The 17702-nt window shown below is 50.5% G+C and carries 28 protein-coding genes; 6 read left to right on the forward strand and 22 right to left on the reverse strand.

Going from position 1 to position 17702, the window contains the following annotated elements:
• Nucleotides 1-251: 251 nt before the first annotated feature.
• Entirely contained in the window at nt 252-806 is a 555-nt protein-coding gene (locus tag FHW71_RS23195) for a gamma carbonic anhydrase family protein (protein WP_179453196.1), read from the forward strand.
• Nucleotides 807-815: 9 nt separating this feature from the next.
• On the opposite strand, the gene aroE is transcribed toward FHW71_RS23195, so the two are convergent.
• From aroE to dprA, 5 genes are read right to left on the reverse strand one after another with little or no spacing between them, the layout of a single operon-like run.
• Nucleotides 816-1637, reverse strand: coding sequence for a shikimate dehydrogenase (aroE, locus tag FHW71_RS23200; protein WP_179453197.1), 822 nt, complete (start codon nt 1635-1637; stop codon nt 816-818).
• Between the two features lie 3 nt (nt 1638-1640).
• Entirely contained in the window at nt 1641-2216 is a 576-nt protein-coding gene (gene tsaC / locus FHW71_RS23205) for an L-threonylcarbamoyladenylate synthase type 1 TsaC (protein WP_179453198.1), read from the reverse strand.
• Nucleotides 2213-2767: a type I DNA topoisomerase gene (locus tag FHW71_RS23210; RefSeq protein WP_061719694.1), complete on the reverse strand. Its 555-nt coding sequence runs from the start codon at nt 2765-2767 to the stop codon at nt 2213-2215. Before FHW71_RS23210 ends, tsaC begins: the two co-directional genes overlap by 4 nt.
• A 27-nt stretch (nt 2768-2794) precedes the next feature.
• Nucleotides 2795-3268, reverse strand: coding sequence for a DUF494 family protein Smg (gene smg, locus FHW71_RS23215; RefSeq protein ID WP_179453199.1), 474 nt, complete (start codon nt 3266-3268; stop codon nt 2795-2797).
• A complete protein-coding gene (dprA, locus tag FHW71_RS23220; protein ID WP_008104714.1) occupies nt 3240-4364 on the reverse strand; it encodes a DNA-protecting protein DprA in 1125 nt (374 codons plus the stop codon). The genes smg and dprA overlap by 29 nt, the downstream gene beginning before the upstream one ends.
• 115 nt (nt 4365-4479) lie before the next feature.
• Here dprA and def point away from each other — a divergent pair, with 115 nt between their 5' ends.
• From def to mscL, 5 genes are all read left to right on the forward strand, one after another.
• Complete coding sequence (gene def, locus FHW71_RS23225; RefSeq protein ID WP_008104717.1) at nt 4480-4992, forward strand: peptide deformylase; 513 nt, start codon at nt 4480-4482, stop codon at nt 4990-4992.
• A gap of 21 nt (nt 4993-5013) precedes the next feature.
• Nucleotides 5014-5958, forward strand: coding sequence for a methionyl-tRNA formyltransferase (gene fmt / locus FHW71_RS23230; RefSeq protein ID WP_179453200.1), 945 nt, complete (start codon nt 5014-5016; stop codon nt 5956-5958).
• A 45-nt stretch (nt 5959-6003) separates the two neighbouring features.
• Complete coding sequence (gene rsmB / locus FHW71_RS23235; RefSeq protein ID WP_179453201.1) at nt 6004-7290, forward strand: 16S rRNA (cytosine(967)-C(5))-methyltransferase RsmB; 1287 nt, start codon at nt 6004-6006, stop codon at nt 7288-7290.
• Nucleotides 7291-7321: 31 nt separating this feature from the next.
• Nucleotides 7322-8698: a Trk system potassium transporter TrkA gene (gene trkA, locus FHW71_RS23240; RefSeq protein WP_007891694.1), complete on the forward strand. Its 1377-nt coding sequence runs from the start codon at nt 7322-7324 to the stop codon at nt 8696-8698.
• 110 nt (nt 8699-8808) lie between these two features.
• Nucleotides 8809-9222, forward strand: coding sequence for a large-conductance mechanosensitive channel protein MscL (mscL, locus tag FHW71_RS23245; protein WP_008104721.1), 414 nt, complete (start codon nt 8809-8811; stop codon nt 9220-9222).
• Here mscL and FHW71_RS23250 read toward each other — a convergent pair.
• The 17 genes from FHW71_RS23250 to rpsN form a co-directional block, all read right to left on the reverse strand.
• Nucleotides 9207-9458 (reverse strand): ribosome alternative rescue factor ArfA, encoded by a 252-nt coding sequence (locus FHW71_RS23250; RefSeq protein WP_179453202.1) that lies wholly within the window; start codon nt 9456-9458, stop codon nt 9207-9209. The two genes, mscL and FHW71_RS23250, sit on opposite strands and share 16 nt — an antisense overlap.
• A gap of 50 nt (nt 9459-9508) precedes the next feature.
• On the reverse strand, nt 9509-9946 hold the full coding sequence (gene zntR / locus FHW71_RS23255) for a Zn(2+)-responsive transcriptional regulator (protein ID WP_008104724.1): 438 nt from the start codon (nt 9944-9946) through the stop codon (nt 9509-9511).
• 1 nt (nt 9947) lies between these two features.
• On the reverse strand, nt 9948-10319 hold the full coding sequence (locus FHW71_RS23260; protein ID WP_179453203.1) for a DUF1992 domain-containing protein: 372 nt from the start codon (nt 10317-10319) through the stop codon (nt 9948-9950).
• A gap of 112 nt (nt 10320-10431) precedes the next feature.
• On the reverse strand, nt 10432-10818 hold the full coding sequence (rplQ, locus tag FHW71_RS23265; RefSeq protein ID WP_008104728.1) for a 50S ribosomal protein L17: 387 nt from the start codon (nt 10816-10818) through the stop codon (nt 10432-10434).
• A 40-nt stretch (nt 10819-10858) separates the two neighbouring features.
• Nucleotides 10859-11848, reverse strand: coding sequence for a DNA-directed RNA polymerase subunit alpha (gene rpoA, locus FHW71_RS23270; RefSeq protein WP_007891688.1), 990 nt, complete (start codon nt 11846-11848; stop codon nt 10859-10861).
• Nucleotides 11849-11873: 25 nt separating this feature from the next.
• Nucleotides 11874-12494, reverse strand: coding sequence for a 30S ribosomal protein S4 (gene rpsD, locus FHW71_RS23275; RefSeq protein ID WP_007891687.1), 621 nt, complete (start codon nt 12492-12494; stop codon nt 11874-11876).
• 32 nt (nt 12495-12526) lie between these two features.
• Entirely contained in the window at nt 12527-12916 is a 390-nt protein-coding gene (gene rpsK, locus FHW71_RS23280; RefSeq protein ID WP_004160563.1) for a 30S ribosomal protein S11, read from the reverse strand.
• Nucleotides 12917-12932: 16 nt separating this feature from the next.
• Complete coding sequence (rpsM, locus tag FHW71_RS23285; protein WP_034830736.1) at nt 12933-13289, reverse strand: 30S ribosomal protein S13; 357 nt, start codon at nt 13287-13289, stop codon at nt 12933-12935.
• A 146-nt stretch (nt 13290-13435) separates the two neighbouring features.
• Nucleotides 13436-13552: a 50S ribosomal protein L36 gene (rpmJ, locus tag FHW71_RS23290; RefSeq protein WP_004160566.1), complete on the reverse strand. Its 117-nt coding sequence runs from the start codon at nt 13550-13552 to the stop codon at nt 13436-13438.
• A 32-nt stretch (nt 13553-13584) separates the two neighbouring features.
• Nucleotides 13585-14916, reverse strand: coding sequence for a preprotein translocase subunit SecY (gene secY, locus FHW71_RS23295; RefSeq protein WP_007891686.1), 1332 nt, complete (start codon nt 14914-14916; stop codon nt 13585-13587).
• A 7-nt stretch (nt 14917-14923) separates the two neighbouring features.
• Nucleotides 14924-15358 (reverse strand): 50S ribosomal protein L15, encoded by a 435-nt coding sequence (rplO, locus tag FHW71_RS23300; protein ID WP_007891684.1) that lies wholly within the window; start codon nt 15356-15358, stop codon nt 14924-14926.
• Between the two features lie 3 nt (nt 15359-15361).
• Nucleotides 15362-15541 carry a 50S ribosomal protein L30 gene (gene rpmD / locus FHW71_RS23305; protein WP_007891681.1) on the reverse strand — a complete coding sequence of 60 codons (180 nt, stop codon included), beginning with the start codon at nt 15539-15541 and terminating at the stop codon, nt 15362-15364.
• Nucleotides 15542-15546: 5 nt separating this feature from the next.
• Nucleotides 15547-16047: a 30S ribosomal protein S5 gene (rpsE, locus tag FHW71_RS23310; protein WP_007891679.1), complete on the reverse strand. Its 501-nt coding sequence runs from the start codon at nt 16045-16047 to the stop codon at nt 15547-15549.
• Nucleotides 16048-16061: 14 nt separating this feature from the next.
• Entirely contained in the window at nt 16062-16415 is a 354-nt protein-coding gene (gene rplR / locus FHW71_RS23315) for a 50S ribosomal protein L18 (protein WP_008104733.1), read from the reverse strand.
• A gap of 9 nt (nt 16416-16424) precedes the next feature.
• A complete protein-coding gene (rplF, locus tag FHW71_RS23320) occupies nt 16425-16958 on the reverse strand; it encodes a 50S ribosomal protein L6 (protein WP_008104735.1) in 534 nt (177 codons plus the stop codon).
• A 13-nt stretch (nt 16959-16971) separates the two neighbouring features.
• A complete protein-coding gene (gene rpsH / locus FHW71_RS23325; protein ID WP_007891668.1) occupies nt 16972-17364 on the reverse strand; it encodes a 30S ribosomal protein S8 in 393 nt (130 codons plus the stop codon).
• Between the two features lie 32 nt (nt 17365-17396).
• Nucleotides 17397-17702 carry a 30S ribosomal protein S14 gene (rpsN, locus tag FHW71_RS23330; RefSeq protein ID WP_007891666.1) on the reverse strand — a complete coding sequence of 102 codons (306 nt, stop codon included), beginning with the start codon at nt 17700-17702 and terminating at the stop codon, nt 17397-17399.

Consider the following 17702-nt stretch of genomic DNA (forward strand, 5'->3'; position numbering starts at 1 on the left):
TTCAGCGTTTTCATCCGGCGGGATGAATTTCTTCACTCCCTGCTGAGCCGTCTGCGTTGCCGCTTTGCCGTCTCAGTGGTGGCGCATTATAGGGATCCGAATTTTTTGCACAACCCCTTTTTTCGATCTTTTTAATCGACTGGCGAGTTTTCACTCTTTTCGCTGCGATCGCGAGCGATCCGCTCAAAAATCATCTTGTTTATCCGCCTATTAAGCCGCAGGCTTGGGTAAAAACGTAAAAGGAGAAGATCATGTCTACAGCCCTACGGCCTTATAAGAACCATTTTCCACAACGAGGCGATCGCGTGATGATCGACAGCAGCAGCGTGGTGGTGGGTGAAGTACAACTTGCCGATGACGTAAGCATCTGGCCGCTGGTTGCGATTCGCGGTGACGTCAATAAAGTCGTGATAGGTAAAAGAAGCAATATTCAGGATGGCAGCGTACTGCATGTCACTCACAAGTCCACCAGCAACCCAGAAGGTTATCCGCTGATTGTCGGCGAAGATGTCACAGTAGGGCATAAGGCGATGCTGCACGGCTGTACTATCGGCAATCGCGTATTGGTTGGTATGGGATCCATTCTACTGGACGGCGTGATCGTTGAAGATGATGTGATGATTGGCGCTGGCAGTTTGGTGCCGCCGGGTAAACGGCTGGAAAGTGGCTACCTGTATTTAGGCAGCCCGGTTAAACAAGTGCGCCCGCTCAGTGAAGCGGAGATTGCCGGGCTGCTTTATTCGTCCAACAACTATGTGGATTGGAAGAATGAATATCTCGATCAGGAAAGCCAAACTCATCCCTGAACGCCAACCTTATACCTGCTGCATCGACTGCTTTAGTTTGGCAATCACTGGCGTGATCTCTGGCATCACGCCATGCCATAAATGGAAAGCATGAGCGGCTTGACCCACTAACATACCAACGCCATCCGCCAGCTGCTGCGCGCCCTGCTGCTGACACCACATTAAGAATGGCGTCAAACCTTGTTGATAAAACATGTCGTAGCACCGCGTTTGCGCATGAATTAGCGATGTGGCCAACGCCGGAACTTTGCCATCAACACCACTTGAGGTCGCATTAATGATCAGATCAAATTGCTGATCTGCTAATTGCTCAAAGCTGGCCGCTTTAATATCTCCGCTATGCTGGAAAATCTCTGCCAGCTGCTCGGCGCGTTCCACGGTGCGATTCACCACCACCAGCGAACATCCGAATGAAAGCAGAGGCAGGATCACGCCACGCGCAGCACCACCGGCGCCCACCAGCAGAATTTGATCGCCGGGATGGATCATCTGCAATCGTTCCAGATCGCTGAGCAAGCCGATGCCATCCGTGTTATCCCCGAAGATCTTGCCCTGCGCATCTTTCTTTAAGGTATTAACCGCACCAGATAATGCCGCGCGCTCGCTGAGCTCATCAGCAAATTCCCACGCCTGCTGTTTAAAAGGCAGTGTGACATTGGCACCTTTACCGCCTTGCGCAAAGAAATCCGCGATCGACTGTGGAAATCCCTCAAGTGGCGCGCACTCCTTGCCATATTGATGCTCAATGCCAGTTTGCTCAGCGAACAGGCGGTGAATGAAAGGAGATTTGCTGTGCGCAATCGGATGACCAAAAACGGCAAAATTTTCCATGTATTAGCCCTGACGGATAAGTTCACCGCTAATGACGTCGCGGATTTCAGAAGGATTCAGTCGCCCACCTGTTTCAGCATGCAAGACCGGGAACTGCGGACCAAATTGCTTAGCAACCTCATCCGCATTACGGCATGGCGGTTCGCCGGAAAGATTGGCGCTGGTCGAAACCAGAGGTTTACCAAAACCACGACACAAAGCCTTTACGTCCGGATGATCGCTAACGCGAATGGCCAGTGAGTCGAAACGCCCGGTTAACCAGCGCGGCGTATGTGGCGAGGCGGGCACCACATAGGTCACCGGGCCTGGCCAACTTGCAAACATACGCTCGCGCTGCAGCACCGAGAGTTCACGATCCGCGATATAAGGTTCCAGCTGCGCGTAATCGGACGCAATCAAAATGAGTCCCTTCTCGACTGGGCGCTGCTTGAGCGCCAAAAGCGCCATTACGGCCTCTTCGCTATCGGGATCGCAGCCCAATCCAAATACGGCTTCGGTTGGATAGGCGATAACTTCCTGTTGCTGTAGCTTCTCAATGCAATAATCGAGACTACCCGCTGAATACTGACTTGGCTTCATGATGATGATTCATCCTGGACGATGGGCTTACCGCAGCGTTTGCTGGCGCAGAAGCGCTTCATGCCTTTTGCGGTTTTCTTCTCTATTAATAATGGGAACTGGCAATACGGGCAAACGCCTTCAACCGGCGCTGCGTTAAGGACAAACTGACAATCTGGATAGCGATCGCAGGAGTAGAAGGTTTTGCCATAGCGCGAGCGCCGTTGTACTAGTTTACCGTTCTGACATTGCGGACAGGCGATAGCTGTTTCATCTGGCTTATCGATGGTTTCGGTGTAATCACATTCCGGATAATGACTGCAACCCACGAACATGCCAAATCGTCCCTGACGCAGAACTTTGTCTGCGCCACACTGAGGGCACGCATGGCCTTCCAGTACTTTAACGACATGACCATCTCCCTGACTTTTCAGCGGGCGGATGTAATCGCAGGTGGGATAATTCACACACCCCAGAAAAGGGCCGTGTTTGCCAGAACGTATAACTAATTCTGCCCCGCAAGCGGGGCAGGGATCGTGTTTAGGCACGGAAAATAGTGCTGATTTACTCATATTACCGGTTGCATCAATCGCAGATTATTAATGCAGCATACCTTCATTGACGTCGAATAACAGTTCTTCCATTTGCTGATAGGCGTTTTCACATCCTGGGATGTTAAACAGCACCATCAACACCACCCATTTGAGATCTTCAAGATCGAATTCGAGGGTATCAAGGGCCATTACACGTTCGATGACCATTTCGCGCGTTTCCATATTCAGCACCTGGACCTGTTCCAGGAACAAAATAAAACCGCGACATTCTGCATCTAAGCGCTGGTTTTCCTCTTCGGTGTAGATTCGCATTGAGAGCGGATCGTTTGCCATGAGTACAGGCGCAACCAAGCCTTCCTGATAATCCGCTAACCGTTCAAGCCAATTCAACGCATTGTAGATATCTTCACGATGAAAACCGGCATCGGCTAAATCATCGGTCAATTTATCCTGATCAACGCGCATTTCAGCTTCGTTGTGGATATACGTCTCAAACAAGTACATAAGTACGTCGAACATGGCATGCCCTCCTCAATCGGACATAGCCGCCGGGTACAGCTGCGATCCATCCTGCTAACTCCAGCTCCAGCAGGTGAGCTGCGATAACTGGCACAGGTTGGCCGGCACGTTCAGCGACAACGTCAACAGGTGTAACCTCATCACCTACGTTAGCCAACACAGTTGCAAATGGCAATGGCACATCGTCACTGTGTTGTGAATATATTGTTTCTGAACTGCTATCAGGCAACCATTGAAGTGTTGAATGTAAATCTTCAAGGATATTGTTGGGATGCGCCACCAGCAGCGCGCCTTGCTGGATAAGCCAGTGCGTTCCTTCACTGCCGGGATTGCCTAGCGCGCCGGGTAACGCATAAACGTTACGATTTTGTTCCAAAGCGTAGCGTGCCGTCACCAGCGATCCGCTTTTCAAAGTGGCCTCAATCACTAATACGCCAAGGCTTAAACCACTGATGATGCGATTACGTCGGGGAAAATTCACCGCATGCGGTGCCGTATCAAGGGGGAATTCCGAGATCAGTGCGCCACCGCCGGTGATGATCTCGCGTGCCAGCGCTTGATGACTTTTAGGGTAAATATGCTGTAGTCCGCTACCTAACACCGCCACAGTTTTACCCTGCGCTTCTAGCGCGGCACGATGCGCCACGCCATCAATTCCACGCGCCAGGCCGCTGGTGATGGTCAATCCACTCAGCGCCAATTGCTGTGTAAACCAGCTTCCCCACTGCTTACCATAATGCGTGCAATGACGGCTGCCCACGACACCGATTTGGGGCGTCTGCAAAGCATCCAAACTTCCAGCGACATACAGCAATGAGGGTCTTCGACTGATTTCCGCTAACGTCGAGGGATAATGTTCATCGATACAGGAAACTAGCTGATGCTGTTCATCCTCCAGCCACAGATGCGTTCGTTCTAACTGGCGTGGACACAGCACTTTAAACTGTTGTCGCTGGGTTTCGTTTAATCCCTGATCCTGTAAAAGATCGTCATCAACCTGAGCATTACTCTGCAATGCATGAGCTAAATGTCTGACAACCTGACCGCTTAAGCCTTTCACATTTGCCAGCCTAAGCATCCATTCAATTCTCTCCATGCTGCACTCCCTGTCAGCCGCGCTATCATGCGGTGCAATGCTGTCAATCAGGCATCAAAAAGTCTACAATATGAGGCAGTAATCTTTTCTTTAACGCATACAGATCTGGATATTTATGTCAGTTTTGCAGGTATTACATTTCCCTGATGATCGCCTTCGCAAAATCGCTGCGCCGGTGGCAACCGTAAACGCAGACGTGCAGCGTATTGTCGACGACATGTTTGAAACCATGTACGCCGAAGAAGGTATTGGTTTAGCGGCGACTCAGGTCGATATTCATCAGCGCATCATTGTTATTGATGTTTCAGAAAACCGTGACGAGCGTTTGGTGCTGATCAATCCGGAACTGCTGGAAAAAAGCGGTGAAACCGGTATTGAAGAAGGCTGCCTTTCCATCCCTGAACAACGTGCTTTTGTGCCGCGTGCAGAGTGGGTAAAAGTGCGTGCGCAGGATCGCGACGGTAAAAGCTTTGAGCTGGAAACCGACGGTCTGCTGGCGATTTGTATCCAGCATGAAATCGATCATCTCGATGGCAAACTTTTCATTGATTATCTGTCGCCACTGAAACGTCAGCGTATCAAACAGAAGCTGGAAAAATTGGCCCGCCTTAACGCACGCGAAGATTAAGTGCTAATAGAAGGTTAAACTGTGTCTGCACCGCTCAAAATTATCTTTGCCGGTACACCTGACTTTGCAGCGCGTCATTTAGACGCGCTGCTTGCTTCTGAGCATCAGGTTGTTGGCGTCTTTACCCAGCCCGATCGTCCAGCCGGACGCGGAAACAAGCTTACGCCAAGCCCGGTCAAAGTACTGGCACAGGCTCACGATATTCCCGTATTTCAGCCGAAATCCCTGAAGCCTGAAGAGAATCAGCATCTGGTTGCCGATCTGCAGGCCGATATCATGGTGGTGGTCGCTTATGGCTTGATCCTGCCGAAAGCCGTGTTGGCGATGCCGCGCCTGGGTTGTATTAATGTGCATGGTTCGCTGCTGCCACGCTGGCGCGGTGCGGCCCCAATCCAACGCTCTCTCTGGGCCGGCGATACCGAAACCGGTGTCACCATCATGCAGATGGATGTTGGCCTTGATACCGGCGACATGCTGCATAAACTCTCCTGCCCAATTACGGCTGAAGATACCAGCGCTTCGCTGTATGAGAAACTGGCGCAACTCGGTCCACAAGGCATGCTGTTAACGCTGGATCTGCTGGCAAGTGGTAATGCCAAGCCTGAAGTTCAGGATGAAGCGCTGGTCTCTTATGCCGAGAAGCTGAGTAAAGAAGAAGCGCGTCTCGATTGGTCACTTTCAGCAGCGCAGTTGGAACGTTGTATTCGTGCCTTCAATCCATGGCCAATGAGCTATTTCATGATTGAAGAGCAACCGGTAAAAGTCTGGCGGGCAACGGTTTTGCCGCATCAGAACAAACAACCCGGTGAAATCGTTCATGCTGATAAACAAGGCATTCAGATTGCAACGGCCAATGGTGTGCTGAATCTGGTATCGCTGCAACCTGCCGGTAAAAAAGCCATGTCCGCTCAGGACCTGCTCAATTCGCGCCGCGAATGGTTCGTACCTGGAACCGTTCTGGCCTGATCTTCCAAGCCCGGTTTAACCGGGCTTTTTGTTTGATGAAATAACATGAAAAAAGCTACCAACTTGCGCAGCCTGGCCGCGCAACTCATTGAACGCGTTGTGGACAAAGGCGAGTCGCTAAGTGCCATTTTGCCGGGCGCGCAAAAGACCTTATCCGATAAAGATAGCGCGCTGCTGCAAGAGCTCTGTTTTGGCGTGATGCGCACACTGCCGCAGCTGGAAGCCTTAATCGGCAAACTGATGGAACGCACCTTAACCGGTAAGCAGCGAGTGTTGCATTATCTGTTGATGGTTGGCCTTTATCAGCTACTTTATACCCGCGTGCCGGCCCATGCGGCGCTGGCAGAAACCGTGGCGGGTGCTGAAGTGCTAAAGCGTACGGCTTTGAAAGGCCTGTTAAATGGCGTGTTGCGCCAGTTCCTGCGTCAGCAAGAAGCGCTGTTAGCCGAAGTCGATCAGGGCTCGCAACGTTACTGGCACCCAAGCTGGTTGCTGAAACGTCTGCAAGCAGCATGGCCAGAACAGTGGCAACAGATTGTTGAAGCCAACAATCAGCGACCGCCGATGTGGCTGCGCGTCAATCGCCAGCATCACAGTCGTGATGCCTGGCTGGCACTATTGCAGGCAGAAGAGAAAGTGGCTTTTCCTGGCGATGCGCAAGATGCATTGCGTCTGGAATCACCTGCTCCAGTTAGCCAGCTGCCGGGCTTCGATCAGGGTTGGGTAACGGTGCAGGATCTTTCAGCACAACGTTGCGCACTGCTGCTTGAGCCAAAAGATGGGGAATCGATTCTCGATCTCTGCGCTGCTCCGGGTGGTAAAACCACACATATCCTCGAAATCGCGCCGCAGGCCAAAGTATTGGCTGTCGATGTTGACCCGCAACGCCTACTCCGCGTGCATGAGAACTTGCAGCGCTTAGGCATGCAGGCTGAAGTGCGTCAGGGCGATGGCCGCACACCGGCAGAATGGTGCGGTGATATGCAGTTTGATCGCATCCTGCTCGATGCACCCTGCTCTGCCACAGGCGTAATTCGTCGTCATCCAGACATCAAGTGGTTGCGTCGCGATCGTGATATTCCTGAGCTGGCGAATCTGCAGCGTGAAATTCTTGAGGCCGTTTGGCCGCGTCTGAAATCTGGCGGCACGATGATTTATGCCACCTGCTCAATATTGCCGGAAGAGAACCACAACCAAATCAGCGCCTTTTTGGCAGCGCACAGCGACGCCGTGGCTGAGAAGTTGCCACAGGGACAAACCAATGGCTGGCAGGTTTTCCCGACCATCGATGGCGGCGACGGCTTCTTCTACGCTAAGCTGATGAAAAAATAGTGCTGCGCACGCTGACAAGAGCATCTAAGCCATGAAAATCATTATCCTCGGCGCCGGCCAGGTCGGCGGAACCCTGGCAGAAAATTTGGTCGGGGAAAATAACGATATTACCGTCGTCGACAGCGATGCCACGCGTTTGCGCGTGTTGCAGGACAAATTTGATCTGCGCGTAGTGCATGGTCACGGATCCCATCCGCGTATTTTGCGTGAAGCCGGTGCTGAAGATGCGGATATGTTGGTGGCGGTAACCAACTCCGATGAAACCAATATGGTGGCTTGTCAGATTGCGTATTCGCTTTTCAATACGCCCAATCGTATCGCGCGTATTCGTGCCGCAGAATACTTACGCGATGCTGAAAAGCTGTTTGTGCCGGAAGCCGTGCCGATTGATCATTTGATCTCTCCTGAGCAGTTGGTGATCGATAATATCTACCGTTTGATTCAGTATCCTGGCGCACTTCAGGTGGTGAATTTTGCCGAAGGCAAAGTGAGCCTCGCAGTGGTCAAAGCCTATTATGGCGGTCCGCTGGTCGGGAATCCTTTGTCGATCATGCGGGAACATATGCCGCATATTGATACGCGAGTCGCGGCGATTTTCCGCCAGGATCGCCCAATTCGGCCGCAGGGTTCTACGATTGTGGAAGCCGGCGATGAAGTGTTCTTTATTGCCGCGAGCCAGCATATTCGAGCGGTAATGAGCGAAATGCAGCGTCTGGAAAAACCGTATAAGCGCATCATGCTGGTTGGCGGCGGAAATATCGGCTTTGGATTGGCGCAGCGCCTCGAAAAACAGTACAGCGTGAAATTGATTGAACGTAATCAACAGCGTGCGGCGGAACTAGCAGAACGATTACACGATACCATCGTGTTTTACGGCGATGCTTCGGATCAGGAATTGCTGGCCGAAGAGCATGTCGATCAGGTGGATCTCTTCATTGCGGTCACTAATGATGATGAAGCTAATATTATGTCGGCCATGCTGGCCAAGAAAATGGGCGCTAAGAAAGTGATGGTGCTGATCCAGCGCCGCGCCTATGTCGATCTTGTTCAAGGCAGCGTGATCGACATTGCGATTTCGCCACAACAAGCCACCATCTCGGCGCTGCTTAGCCACGTCCGTAAAGCAGATATCGTTGGCGTTTCTTCACTACGCCGCGGTATTGCAGAAGCCATCGAAGCTATCGCACATGGCGATGAAACAACATCTCGCGTGGTTGGACGCCTTATAGAAGATATTAAGCTGCCGCCGGGAACCATTATCGGTGCTGTGGTGCGCGGTGATGAAGTGATCATCGCCAATGATAATGTGCGTGTTGAACAGGGCGATCACGTAATTATGTTCCTGACGGATAAGAAGTTTGTGCCCGATGTTGAGCGTCTGTTCCAGCCAAGTCCATTCTTCCTGTAAAAGCTGCGGGCGAAAGCCCGCCGTGAAAGTTTTGCTTAATCCATTGTTCTAATGGCAATTGCAGAAAGGTTTGTTAGACTTTAGCCATTGGCCAAGGCAAGGAGATAACAATGAGTTTATTCAAAGAGTTTCGTGATTTTGCAATGCGTGGGAACGTGGTTGACCTGGCAGTCGGTGTCATCATCGGTGCCGCTTTTGGTAAGATTGTTTCTTCACTGGTTGCCAATATCATCATGCCGCCACTTGGCTTGCTGATTGGTGGCGTCGATTTCAAACAGTTCAAGTGGGTACTAAAGCCAGCAGAAGGTGATATTCCTGCTGTAGTGATGGAGTACGGTAACTTTATTCAGACTGTATTTGATTTCGTTATTGTTGCCTTCGCAATCTTCCTGGCAATTAAAGTAATGAATAAGCTTTATCAGAAAAAAGAAGTTGAGAAAGCTGCCCCTAAGCCAACAAATGAAGAGTTACTGCTTACTGAAATCCGTGACCTGTTAAAACAACAAAATCACGATAAATTATGATGAAAAAGCCGCCCAAATAAGGCGGCTTTTTTGTCTCTAAAGAAGAAGACCAGTGATAAACTCTTCTGCTTATCACTGGCCTCCCAGTTACGTCCTTTAGCATGTTTGTTTTTACGTTGGTAGCTGCCTTTTCCTTTCTGATTCTTCTCAACGCGCTGCCTAAACAGTGGATCATGTAATAATGCTTCAAGTGCATTGTCGTTGATTTTACCTTTTTGGTGCTGATAGCGAGTCATCTCGTCCTCCGGTTATTAACGGCGCAACTATATTCCTTCCAGCGCAAAATTCAATCCTTGCTGCAACAAATTTCAGGCTGCGGCTCTTCACCTCTTTCCAGAGCTTCAAGTATTGAACAGCAGGCGCTGCTATGTGCGTCGCCGCAGCAGGTATCAGCCAAACGATGCAATGAACGCTGGATCGTCTGCAGTTCAGCGATCATGCCATTAACTTCATCTAAACGCTTCGCCACAATGGCTTTGGATTCCTGGCATGTGTGATGTTCAGGATCGATGCGGATCGACAATAAACCACGAATTGATTCTAAGCTGAAGCCGAGTTGGCGACCATAGCGAATAAAACGCAGCCGCTGTAAATCATCTTCACTATAAAGGCGAAAGCCGCCCTCAGTGCGTACCTCGTGATTCATCATCTGCTGTTTTTCATAAAAGCGGATAGTGTCTGGCGTAACATCCGCCATTTTTGCCAGCTGGCCAATTCGATACATGCTATATCTCCCGCTGCAAATGATGATGGATGACGTCGCTATAATCGCCTCGCAAGAAGTCGGTACTGATTCCGGCTTGCTGGAGTTTGATTTCTAGCAGCGCTAAGCGTTTCGATAATTCACGCGCCTTGCCATCGTCAGGATTCAGGTCGCGAAGCAGATCATTTAACGCTAACGCTTCACGACGCATTTCAAGTTCCGGCGGTAAGTGACCAGAGTTTTTCAATAGACGATATGCCGTGCGCAGTTCAACCGGCACTCCGCTGTCATCATCTATCTTTAAAGGCGCGCCTTCGCCGGGCAGATTACTCAGTTCACCTTTTTCCTGAGCTTCACGGATGCGCTGCTCAACAAGTTGATCAATTAGCCACATAAGAGCGTTCCTGACGGGTATATCTGCCATCAGCATAGCGAAAGGGGAGTAAATGGGAAGGAATTAAGACAATAAAAAACCCGCCGAAGCGGGTTTTCTACGATACTGCAAATTACTCTGCAGTAGCTTCTGCTTGAGCTTCTGGACGATCAACCAGCTCGATGTAAGCCATCGGAGCGTTGTCACCAGCACGGAAGCCACACTTCAAAATGCGAGTGTAACCACCGGCACGGCTCGCGAAACGCGGGCCCAGCTCGTTAAACAGTTTTGCCACGATCTCGTTATCACGAGTGCGGGCGAATGCCAGACGACGATTAGCTACGCTGTCGGTCTTGGCAAGAGTAATCAGCGGCTCAACTACGCGGCGCAGCTCTTTGGCTTTCGGCAGAGTCGTCTTAATGATCTCATGACGAACCAGAGAACCAGCCATGTTGCGGAACATAGCCTGACGATGGCTGCTGTTGCGGTTCAGTTGACGACCACTCTTACGATGGCGCATGACCTTATCCTTCTCAGTGAAACCTTAACCTGTGATCGGGTTATTCATCAGCAATGCTTGCTGGTGGCCAGTTTTCCAGGCGCATGCCCAGAGACAAACCACGTGAAGCAAGCACATCTTTAATCTCGGTAAGAGATTTTTTACCCAGGTTAGGCGTTTTAAGCAGCTCAACCTCGGTACGCTGTACCAGATCACCGATGTAGTGGATAGCTTCTGCCTTAAGGCAGTTAGCAGAGCGGACAGTCAATTCCAGATCGTCAACAGGGCGCAGCAGGATCGGATCGAATTCTGGTTTCTCTTCTTTCACTTCCGGCTGACGTACATCACGTAAATCAACGAAAGCTTCCAGTTGTTCTGCCAGGATGGTTGCCGCACGACGAATCGCCTCTTCAGGATCGATTGTGCCGTTGGTTTCCATTTCGATGACCAGCTTGTCCAGGTCGGTACGCTGTTCTACACGCGCTGCTTCAACATTGTAGGCGATACGGTCTACAGGGCTGTAGCAAGCGTCAACCAACAGACGGCCGATTGGGCGCTCATCTTCTTCCGAATGAATTCGGGCAGAAGCCGGCACATAACCACGACCACGCTGAACTTTGATACGCATGCTAATAGATGCGTTTTCATCGGTCAGATGGCAGATCACATGCTGCGGCTTGACGATTTCAACATCACCGTCGTGGGTGATGTCGGCTGCAGTCACAGGGCCAATGCCAGATTTATTCAGAGTAAGGATGACTTCATCTTTACCTTGAACTCTTACCGCCAACCCTTTCAGGTTAAGCAGGATTTCCAGGATATCTTCCTGTACGCCCTCTTTGGTGGAGTACTCATGAAGCACACCATCAATCTCAACCTCGGTCACCGCGCAACCCGGCATGGAAGAAAGCAGAATACGGCGCAGTGCGTTACCAAGAGTATGGCCAAAGCCACGCTCTAACGGCTCAAGGGTCACCTTGGCGTGCGTCGAACTCACTTGCTCGATATCTACCAGGCGCGGTTTTAGAAACTCTGTCACAGAACCCTGCATTGTGTCCTCTCTTTGGTACTAAGCTTTACTTAGAGTAAAGCTCGACGATCAGGTGTTCGTTAATGTCCGCAGACAGATCAGTACGTTCAGGAATACGCTTGAACACACCCTCCATCTTAGTAGCATCAACTTCCAGCCAGGTTGGCTTTTCACGCTGCTCAGCCAGCTCCAGAGCGGCCTTCACGCGAGATTGCTGTTTGGCTTTCTCACGGATGCTTACGACATCATTCGGAGATACCTGATAAGAAGCGATGTTAACAACGCGACCGTTCACCAGGATAGATTTATGGCTAACCAGCTGACGTGCTTCTGCACGAGTGGCGCCAAAGCCCATACGGTAAACAACGTTATCCAGACGACCTTCCAGCAGGGCCAGCAGGTTTTCACCTGTGTTGCCTTTCAGACGTGCTGCTTCTTTATAGTAGTTGCGGAACTGACGCTCCAGCACGCCGTACATACGACGAACTTTCTGCTTTTCACGCAACTGGCCGCCGTAGTCAGACAGACGCGGTTTACGCGCACCATGCTGACCAGGTGGTTGTTCAATTTTGCACTTGGTATCGATCGCGCGAACGCCAGACTTAAGGAATAAGTCGGTACCCTCACGACGGCTCAGCTTGAGCTTAGGACCCAAATATCTTGCCATTTTCTTTCTCCAACTAACCTAAAAACGGGCGATTAAACGCGACGTTTTTTCGGCGGACGACAACCGTTGTGAGGGATTGGAGTCACATCAGTAATATTAGTGATGCGGAAACCAGCAGCGTTCAGAGCACGAATTGTTGATTCGCGACCCGGACCCGGACCCTTAACCATAACTTCCAGATTCTTAATACCGTAATCTTTCACTGCTTCTGCACAGCGCTCTGCAGCTACCTGAGCAGCAAACGGAGTAGATTTACGTGAACCGCGGAAACCGGAACCACCGGCGGTTGCCCAACCCAGTGCGTTACCCTGACGATCAGTAATGGTAACGATGGTGTTGTTAAAAGATGCATGGACATGAGCCACGCCATCTGAGACTTGTTTTCTTACACGCTTACGTGCACGAACTGGTGCCTTTGCCATTATTTACTCACCCCGATTATTTCTTGATCGGTTTACGCGGACCCTTACGGGTACGTGCATTGGTCTTAGTACGCTGACCGCGAACTGGCAGACCACGACGATGGCGTAAACCACGATAGCAACCAAGGTCCATCAGACGCTTGATGCTCAGGGTGATTTCACGGCGCAGATCACCTTCAACAACGAATTTACCAACTGCTTCACGCAGCTGTTCAATTTGTTCTTCAGACAGCTCTCTGATCTTAACATTTTCAGCAATACCCGTTGAAGCGCAGATGGCTTTAGAACGAGTTTTACCGATACCGAAAATCGAAGTTAATGCGATAACGGTATGTTTTTGATCAGGAATGTTAATGCCTGCTATACGGGCCACTATGCACTCCTATAATTAAACAAATGCGTCCCATGCTGAAAAGCCCGTTTTCAGGATACTCAAATGGTAACGCATCGACATACAAAAGATTGGCTGGCTAATCTAGCCAGCTCAACCCGACTTTGCAAGAAAAATATGTGACAATATCAGCCTTGGCGCTGTTTATGCTTTGGCTCGGCGCTGCAGATCACACGTACGACACCGTCGCGGCGAATGATTTTGCAGTTACGACATAATTTCTTGACGGAAGCACGAACTTTCATTTTTACTCTCCGTAACTTCTCAAGCACCCGAATTAACGGCCGTAGCCTTTCAGGTTAGCTTTCTTCAATGCAGACTCGTACTGACTTGACATCATCAGAGTTTGCACTTGAGCCATAAAGTCCATGATGACGACCACTACAATGAGCAGCGATGTGCCGCCAAAGTAGAATGGAACTTTCATAGCATCACGCATGAACTCCGGGATCAGGCAGATAAAGGTAATATACAGTGCGCCAATTAAGGTCAGACGTGTCATCACTTTATCGATGTACTTCGCCGTTTGCTCTCCCGGACGAATTCCCGGTACGAATGCACCAGACTTCTTCAGGTTATCTGCTGTTTCACGTGGGTTGAAGACCAACGCCGTGTAGAAGAAACAGAAGAAGATGATTGCAGTCGCATAGAGTAGCACATAAAGCGGCTGTCCTGGTTGCAAATACAGCGAAATTGTTGTCAGCCAGTTCCAACCGGTACCGCCCCCGAACCATGATGCTATGGTCGCCGGGAACAGAATAATGCTGGAAGCAAAAATAGCTGGGATTACGCCCGCCATGTTCACTTTCAACGGTAAATGTGTGCTCTGTGCAGCATATACACGACGACCTTGCTGACGTTTAGCGTAGTTGACCACAATGCGGCGCTGGCCACGCTCGACGAAAATAACAAAGAACGTCACTGCAAATACTAGAACTGCAACCAACAGCAACAGAAGGAAGTGCAGGTCACCTTGCCGCGCTTGCTCGATGGTATGGCCAATGGCCGGCGGGAGGCCCGCAACAATACCTGCGAAGATAATGATCGAGATACCGTTACCAATACCTCGTTCAGTAATCTGTTCGCCCAGCCACATCAGGAACATTGTCCCGGTAACCAGACTTACAACAGCGGTAAAGTAGAATGCAAAGCCTGGATTCATTACCAGTCCCTGCATTCCAGGCATATTCGGTAAACCGGTAGCAATACCGATCGACTGGAATACAGCCAGAACCAGTGTGCCGTAGCGAGTGTACTGGCTAATCTTACGACGACCAGCTTCACCCTCTTTCTTAATCTCAGCTAACGCTGGATGAACCACCGTCAGCAGCTGGATAATAATAGAAGCCGAAATATACGGCATAATACCCAGTGCGAAGATTGAGGCACGACTGAGAGCACCACCAGAGAACATGTTAAACATTTCAATGATGGTGCCACGCTGTTGCTCAAGCAGTTTGGCAAGTACAGTGGCATCGATACCGGGGATTGGAATAAAAGAGCCAATTCGGAAGACAATGAGTGCACCGATTACAAACAACAGTCTGCGCTTCAGTTCACCAAAGCCACCTTTGGCACTTTGAAAATCTAATCCCGGTTGCTTTGCCATCTGCTACTTATTCCTCGATTTTACCGCCAGCAGCTTCGATTGCAGCACGAGCACCTTTGGTGACACGCAGACCGCGAACCGTTACCGGTGCAGAAACTTCACCAGAAAGAATCACTTTCGCGAATTCAATCTGAACACCGATAATATTGGCCGCTTTCAGCGTATTCAGGTCAACAATACCGCCTTCAACTTTCGCCAGATCAGACAGACGAACTTCTGTCGTGATCATTGCTTTGCGAGAGGTGAAACCGAATTTCGGCAGACGACGGTACAGAGGCATCTGACCACCCTCGAAACCGCGACGTACGCCACCACCAGAACGAGAGTTCTGACCTTTGTGACCACGACCACCAGTTTTACCGAGGCCAGAACCGATACCACGACCCAGACGCTTAGAAGCGTGTTTAGACCCTTCGGCCGGAGACAGAGTGTTTAAACGCATCTCTTACTCCTCCACTTTCAGCATGTAGGAAATCGCGTTAATCATACCGCGTACAGCAGGCGTGTCTTCACGCTCAACGGTGTGATTGATGCGACGCAGACCCAAGCCAACCAGAGTCGCTTTATGCTTAGGCAGGCGGCCGATTGAACTGCGGGTTTGTGTAATTTTAATTGTCTTAGCCATCGTGATTACCCCAGAATTTCTTCAACGGATTTACCACGCTTGGCAGCGACCATTTCCGGAGAATTCATATTGCCCAGGCCATCGATAGTTGCACGAACCACGTTAATCGGGTTAGTAGAACCATACGCTTTAGCCAGAACGTTATGTACTCCAGCAACTTCTAAAACAGCGCGCATTGCACCGCCGGCGATGATACCGGTACCTTCAGAAGCTGGCTGCATGAACACACGAGAACCTGTGTGAGCACCTTTAACAGGGTGCTGCAGGGTGCCGTGAGTCAGCGCGACGTTAATCATATTGCGACGGGCTTTCTCCATCGCTTTCTGGATCGCTGCTGGAACTTCACGCGCTTTACCGTAACCAAAACCAACGCGGCCGTTACCATCACCCACTACAGTCAGTGCGGTGAAGGAGAAAATACGACCACCTTTTACAGTTTTAGATACACGGTTTACCGCGATCAGTTTTTCCTGCAGTTCGCCAGCTTGTTTCTCGATGTTTGACATCTTAGACCTCTACCTTAGAACTGAAGGCCAGCTTCACGGGCAGCATCTGCCAGTGCCTGGACACGACCATGATATTGGAACCCGGAACGGTCGAAAGAGACATTAGTAATGCCTTTCTCAACAGCGCGCTCAGCCAGAGCTTTACCTACAGCTGCAGCGGCGTCTTTGTTACCGGTATACTTCAGTTGTTCGGCAATAGCTTTTTCTACAGTAGAAGCAGCAACCAGAACTTCGGAACCGTTCGGGGCGATCACCTGTGCGTAAATATGACGCGGGGTACGATGTACCACCAGGCGAGTAGCACCCAGCTCTTTGAGCTTGCGACGTGCACGGGTCGCACGACGGATACGAGCAGATTTCTTATCCATAGTGTTACCTTACTTCTTCTTAGCCTCTTTGGTACGCACGACTTCGTCGGCGTAACGAACACCCTTGCCTTTATAAGGCTCAGGACGACGGTAGGCGCGCAGATCAGCTGCAACCTGACCAATCAGCTGTTTATCAGCGCCTTTCAGCACGATCTCAGTCTGAGTTGGACATTCAGCAGTGATGCCGGCCGGCAGTGCATGGTCAACAGGGTGAGAGAAGCCCAGGGCCAAGCTCACAGAGTTGCCTTTAACAGCTGCACGATAACCAACACCAACCAGTTGCAGCTTCTTGGTGAAGCCTTCGGTAACACCGATAACCATGCCGTTCAGCAGCGCACGAGCAGTACCTGCTTGTGCCCAACCATCCGCATAACCTTCGCGTGGAGCGAAAGTCAGGGCGTTGTCTGCATGCTTAACTTCTACAGCACTGTTGATAGTACGAGTCAGCTCGCCGTTTTTGCCTTTGATCGAAACTTCCTGACCGCTGAGTTTTACCTCTACGCCCGCAGGAACAACGACAGGTGCTTTTGCAACACGAGACATTTTATTCCTCCGATTACGCTACGTAGCAGATAATTTCGCCACCAAGACCAGCTTGGCGCGCTGCACGATCAGTCATGACACCTTTAGAGGTAGAGATTACAGCGATGCCCAGACCAGCCATTACTTTTGGCAGCTCATCTTTTTTCTTATAGATGCGCAGACCTGGACGACTAACACGCTGAATGCTCTCTACCACAGCCTTGCCCTGGAAATACTTTAAAGTAACTTCCAGCTCAGACTTGATATCGCCTTCGATTTTAAAATCTTCAATATAGCCTTCTTCCTTCAGCACGTTGGCAATTGCCACTTTCAGCTTGGAGGAAGGCATAGAGACCGCAACTTTGTTCGCGGCCTGACCGTTACGGATACGGGTCAGCATATCCGCGATCGGATCTTGCATGCTCATCTGTGTTACTCCCGTGATTCAAATGGTGACAATTACCAGCTAGCCTTTTTAAGACCCGGGATTTCACCGCGCATTGCGGCTTCACGGACCTTGATACGGCTCAACCCAAACTTCCGCAAGAAACCGTGCGGACGACCTGTCTGACGGCAGCGGTTACGCTGACGGGAAGGGCTGGAATCACGCGGCAGACTCTGCAGCTTGAGAACGGCATCCCAACGATCTTCGTCGGATGCGTTCACATCAGAAATGATCGCTTTCAGTTCTACGCGCTTGGCGAAGAACTTGTCTGCTAATTTCACACGCTTAACTTCGCGTGCTTTCATCGATTGCTTAGCCAT

This window comes from Enterobacter sp. Sphag1F (assembly GCF_014193275.1).
Classification (GTDB): domain Bacteria; phylum Pseudomonadota; class Gammaproteobacteria; order Enterobacterales; family Enterobacteriaceae; genus Pantoea; species Pantoea symbiotica.

Excerpts from the sequence above, each read along its gene's own strand:
- rsmB (WP_179453201.1), top strand. The coding sequence starts at position 6,004 with ATGAAAAAAGCTACCAACTTGCGCAGCCTGGCCGCGCAACTCATTGAA.
- zntR (WP_008104724.1), bottom strand. The coding sequence starts at position 9,946 with ATGTATCGAATTGGCCAGCTGGCAAAAATGGCGGATGTTACGCCAGAC.
- rpsN (WP_007891666.1), bottom strand. The coding sequence starts at position 17,702 with ATGGCTAAGCAATCGATGAAAGCACGCGAAGTTAAGCGTGTGAAATTA.
- tsaC (WP_179453198.1), bottom strand. The coding sequence starts at position 2,216 with ATGAAGCCAAGTCAGTATTCAGCGGGTAGTCTCGATTATTGCATTGAG.
- smg (WP_179453199.1), bottom strand. The coding sequence starts at position 3,268 with ATGTTCGACGTACTTATGTACTTGTTTGAGACGTATATCCACAACGAA.
- mscL (WP_008104721.1), top strand. The coding sequence starts at position 8,809 with ATGAGTTTATTCAAAGAGTTTCGTGATTTTGCAATGCGTGGGAACGTG.
- rpsK (WP_004160563.1), bottom strand. The coding sequence starts at position 12,916 with ATGGCAAAGGCACCAGTTCGTGCACGTAAGCGTGTAAGAAAACAAGTC.
- rplQ (WP_008104728.1), bottom strand. The coding sequence starts at position 10,818 with ATGCGCCATCGTAAGAGTGGTCGTCAACTGAACCGCAACAGCAGCCAT.
- rplF (WP_008104735.1), bottom strand. The coding sequence starts at position 16,958 with ATGTCTCGTGTTGCAAAAGCACCTGTCGTTGTTCCTGCGGGCGTAGAG.
- secY (WP_007891686.1), bottom strand. The coding sequence starts at position 14,916 with ATGGCAAAGCAACCGGGATTAGATTTTCAAAGTGCCAAAGGTGGCTTT.
- trkA (WP_007891694.1), top strand. The coding sequence starts at position 7,322 with ATGAAAATCATTATCCTCGGCGCCGGCCAGGTCGGCGGAACCCTGGCA.
- def (WP_008104717.1), top strand. The coding sequence starts at position 4,480 with ATGTCAGTTTTGCAGGTATTACATTTCCCTGATGATCGCCTTCGCAAA.
- rpmJ (WP_004160566.1), bottom strand. The coding sequence starts at position 13,552 with ATGAAAGTTCGTGCTTCCGTCAAGAAATTATGTCGTAACTGCAAAATC.
- rpoA (WP_007891688.1), bottom strand. The coding sequence starts at position 11,848 with ATGCAGGGTTCTGTGACAGAGTTTCTAAAACCGCGCCTGGTAGATATC.
- rpsH (WP_007891668.1), bottom strand. The coding sequence starts at position 17,364 with ATGAGCATGCAAGATCCGATCGCGGATATGCTGACCCGTATCCGTAAC.
- FHW71_RS23250 (WP_179453202.1), bottom strand. The coding sequence starts at position 9,458 with ATGACTCGCTATCAGCACCAAAAAGGTAAAATCAACGACAATGCACTT.
- rplR (WP_008104733.1), bottom strand. The coding sequence starts at position 16,415 with ATGGATAAGAAATCTGCTCGTATCCGTCGTGCGACCCGTGCACGTCGC.
- FHW71_RS23260 (WP_179453203.1), bottom strand. The coding sequence starts at position 10,319 with ATGTGGCTAATTGATCAACTTGTTGAGCAGCGCATCCGTGAAGCTCAG.
- rpsD (WP_007891687.1), bottom strand. The coding sequence starts at position 12,494 with ATGGCAAGATATTTGGGTCCTAAGCTCAAGCTGAGCCGTCGTGAGGGT.
- FHW71_RS23195 (WP_179453196.1), top strand. The coding sequence starts at position 252 with ATGTCTACAGCCCTACGGCCTTATAAGAACCATTTTCCACAACGAGGC.
- dprA (WP_008104714.1), bottom strand. The coding sequence starts at position 4,364 with ATGGAGAGAATTGAATGGATGCTTAGGCTGGCAAATGTGAAAGGCTTA.
- rpmD (WP_007891681.1), bottom strand. The coding sequence starts at position 15,541 with ATGGCTAAGACAATTAAAATTACACAAACCCGCAGTTCAATCGGCCGC.
- aroE (WP_179453197.1), bottom strand. The coding sequence starts at position 1,637 with ATGGAAAATTTTGCCGTTTTTGGTCATCCGATTGCGCACAGCAAATCT.
- rpsE (WP_007891679.1), bottom strand. The coding sequence starts at position 16,047 with ATGTCAAACATCGAGAAACAAGCTGGCGAACTGCAGGAAAAACTGATC.
- rplO (WP_007891684.1), bottom strand. The coding sequence starts at position 15,358 with ATGCGTTTAAACACTCTGTCTCCGGCCGAAGGGTCTAAACACGCTTCT.
- FHW71_RS23210 (WP_061719694.1), bottom strand. The coding sequence starts at position 2,767 with ATGAGTAAATCAGCACTATTTTCCGTGCCTAAACACGATCCCTGCCCC.